Origin of the sequence: Thermogemmatispora sp., from assembly GCF_019683755.1 — a bacterium.
Classification (GTDB): Bacteria; Chloroflexota; Ktedonobacteria; order Ktedonobacterales; family Ktedonobacteraceae; genus Thermogemmatispora.
In genome coordinates, this window is the sequence record NZ_JADGHT010000462.1 from 1 (window position 1) to 2,979 (window position 2,979).

The following is a 2,979-nucleotide window of genomic DNA, read 5'->3' on the forward strand; positions in this document are numbered from 1 at the left end:
GAACAGAGTAGCCCGGCTTCAGCGTGAAGCTCAATCCGCTCAGCGAAGGCTGAGAGCAGGAGCAGGCAGGTCACCTGCTCTCAGCCGCGACGGGGAGCAACAACGTCGGAGCGAGAGGGCAATCAGCCAGCAGGCATATGGGCAGATGTCTGCCACCTAGGCATCCATCTGCTAAGAGATCGTGCACGTCGCCCGGTGATCAGCCCCGCGAGCTAAGCAGATAAATAGCCTCGGTACGACTACGCGCATGTAGCTTTTCAAAAATATTCTGAATGTGCTTATGTACGGTTGATTCTGCTATATTGAGTTCCTGAGCAATTTCTCTGTTCTTGCGCCCTTTGCGGATCAAATCGAGCACCTCGATTTCGCGCTCTGTGAGTGGACGCGAGAGGTTTTGCAAGTTAAGAGCCGAACCGTGGAGGCGCTGCTGAACCTTATAGTAGAAAGAGCGGCTGGCCACGCCCTGGGAGAAATCGGCTGGGGGTACCTCGCGGAGCTTGCCACTGAGGGTTAACGTCCGCAGATGGGCTAGCACACGCGTCGCCAGAGGGCCAGGGATCGAAATCTCGTTGCGCGCAGCAGAACGGATAGCTGCCACCAGCGTCTCTGGTTCAATGTCCTTAGTTAAGTAGCCGATGGCGCCGCGCTGGATAGCGAGCAGCGCCAATTGCTCCTGTTGCGAGGCTGTGAGGATGACTACACGCGACTCTGGCGAGCAAGCCAGCACGCGCTCTGTTGCCTCGAAGCCATCACATTCTGGCATGTCCAGGTCCATCAATACAACATCCGGGTGAGTTTGAGCGGCTTGAGCCTCGGCTTCCAGGCCATTACTGGCCTCTGCAACCACCTCCATATCGCCAGCTCGTTCCAGAATCTCACGCACGACACGTCGAACCAACGTATGGTCATCTGCTACGAGGACACTAATCATGATCTAACCCTTTCTGCCTCCTTTGCAGTCTCAAGTTCTATCAGTATATAAGCAAATATGCACGTGTGAAGGAGCGGAGAGCACACATAAGTGAATATGTGTACACATTACACTGTACTGTGGCCTCCAAGAAGCAGGGGCTAAAAGCGTGACCGGAGAGAGCGGTCGAGCGGAGCCTGAAGGATGGTGAGAGAGAGCGAGCCGGGAAATCTTGCTTGCGTCCGTCTGCAACCTATGCTATACTTGCAAGTTAGCAGGAGCGAGGGTTCCTGCAGGTCAAGGCAAGTGTAGCGTCGTATTACTCATCAAGTACACACGCTCTCTGATCGGCGTTTCCCTGGTGCCCCGCTACCCTCGGTATCTCAATACCCTAAACAGCCCTGGCACCGAAGTGGCGAGGGGAGGGGCGCGAGCGAATGAGCAGGCCAGCCAACCAGGAAGCTGTGCGGCGCGAAAGAGCAAGCAAGGGGAACCCTATCGCCGATAGGAGGAGAGCGGAGGATAAAAGGGAGGATCTGTTTTTTGGCCAACATCATCTCGATGAAACAGCTTCTGGAAGCTGGCGTTCATTTTGGGCACCAGACACGGCGCTGGAACCCCAAAATGAAGCCCTTCATCTTCATGGAGCGCAATGGCATCCACATCATTGACCTTCAGCAGACTGTAGCCCGTCTCAACGAGGCCTACAAGTTTGTGAAGGAACTGGCTGCCAGTGGTGAAACTCTGTTGTTCGTCGGGACGAAGAAGCAGGCCCAGGAGGCGGTTGCGGAGGAGGCCAAGCGCTGTGGTATGTTCTATGTCAACCAGCGCTGGCTAGGCGGAATGCTCACCAACTTTCAGACGATTCAAGGGCGCATCCGCTATCTCCGCGAGCTGGAAGCGCGGCGCGATCGAGGCGAGTTCGAACGCTTGCCCAAGAAAGAAGCGCAGCGCCTGCAAGATGATCTGGTGCGTCTAGAGCGTATCCTTGGCGGCATCAAGGAAATGCGTCGTCTGCCTGGGGCGGTCTTTATCATTGATACACGCAAAGAGCATACCGCTGTGCTGGAGGCCCGCCGCCTGGAGATCCCCATCGTGGCCCTGGCCGATACAAACTGCGATCCTGACGAGATCGACTATCCAATCCCTGCCAATGATGATGCCATTCGCGCTGTTCGCCTCCTCTGCTCGAAGATCGCTGATGCGGTTATTGAGGGACGCCGCGAGCTGGAGGCGCAGCAGAAGGATAGCGAGACACCTACCGAAGGCGTAGCGGCTCCGGGCGAAGAAGGGTCTGTTCAGACAGAGGCAGTGGAGGCCTCAGCCTCTGATGCAGGCTCGTCTCAACGTGAGACAGCTTCCTCTGCCGCTGAGGCTGAGCATGCGTCGGATGCTTCTGAGCCTGAGCTGGTGGCCAGAGAGTCCTAGAGCCATCTCGCTCCCCTATAGCTTGTTCCATCCTGCCGTTTGCCGTCCGTTGCAATCGAGTGACACTGTTGCGCTGGCTTGCCCTGCTCCCGCCGGCCGGCTGGTTTCGGCTGGCTAGGGAAAGATCGCTAGCTGTGCTTGCTGAGGGAGCCGAGCGGGCCTGGGCTGGCGTCCTCTCTCGGCCCAGGCTTTGCCTGCGAGAGCCTGTGTGGAAGTCTGGGGGCTGGGCAGGTACGGCAGTGCCAGGCGTCGGCACTGATCAGCTCCTCGCTGCGGGCCGACTGGTAACCGGTTGAGTCTGCCGATGGAAGGGTCAGGCTGTTGACAGTGGGTAGCAAGCGGTCCAAACAGCCAGGCGGATAGGTAGCAAGGCAGGTAGCTGTGTGGGCTGGATTCATCTACTCTGTTCTTCTCTTCTCTTGTCATCCCGCGTGACCTCTATCGGGGGCACGCACGGACGGCTTGCAGCCTGTGGCAGGCAGGAGCTGTATGCCAGGCTGTCTTGAGATTTGGGCACTGGACCTGGTGACCACACGTGCGCCAGACCGGAAAGGCAGAAAAGGTTTCCTCCGTCAGGAGCTGGCCGGCGTGGATGCCAGGTCCTCTCTATGCCGTCCGGGCTGGGGGCTGACGGGGGCAAG

General features: G+C 57.9%; 2 protein-coding genes. One reads left to right on the forward strand and one right to left on the reverse strand.

Annotated features, from left to right (window positions below; genetic code table 11):
• Positions 1–199 precede the first annotated feature (199 nt).
• Positions 200–931, reverse strand: a complete 732-nt coding sequence (locus IRZ24_RS18770) for a response regulator transcription factor (RefSeq protein ID WP_297167785.1) — start codon at positions 929–931, stop codon at positions 200–202.
• Positions 932–1,471: 540 nt separating this feature from the next.
• On the opposite strand from IRZ24_RS18770, the gene rpsB reads away from it, so the two are divergent.
• A complete protein-coding gene (gene rpsB, locus IRZ24_RS18775; RefSeq protein ID WP_366914333.1) occupies positions 1,472–2,338 on the forward strand; it encodes a 30S ribosomal protein S2 in 867 nt (288 codons plus the stop codon).
• Positions 2,339–2,979 lie beyond the last annotated feature (641 nt).